We start from the raw sequence: 267 nt of genomic DNA on the forward strand, positions 1-267 counted from the left end.
GCGTGATCGCGCCAAGGACATGGCCGGCGACTATGCCGCGCCGTCCGACGAGGACCGGGCGCGCAGCTTCGCCGAGCGGCGCGAGATACGCTGGCCCGAGCGCGCCCGTGAGATCGTCTACCAAGTCCGCGACAAGGCCAGGGATATGTTCTCGGGCTTTCGGCCGAAGCCTGCTGCCATGCCGGAGAAGGCACCTGCCCCGGATCGTGCCGGCGCGGCGATCGGCGGCAAGCCGGGCCAGGCCAGGGCGATCGAACGCTATGCGCG

The 267-nt window shown here is 71.2% G+C and carries 1 protein-coding gene; it reads left to right on the top strand.

The genetic code is table 11. The features are described from left to right. Positions 1-19 precede the first annotated feature (19 nt). A partial coding sequence (locus CVH10_RS21070; RefSeq protein WP_219924935.1) for a hypothetical protein occupies positions 20-267 on the top strand: 248 nt, incomplete at its 3' end.

Source organism: Halomonas sp. ND22Bw (assembly GCF_003011945.1).
Classification (GTDB): domain Bacteria; phylum Pseudomonadota; class Gammaproteobacteria; order Pseudomonadales; family Halomonadaceae; genus Halomonas; species Halomonas halophila.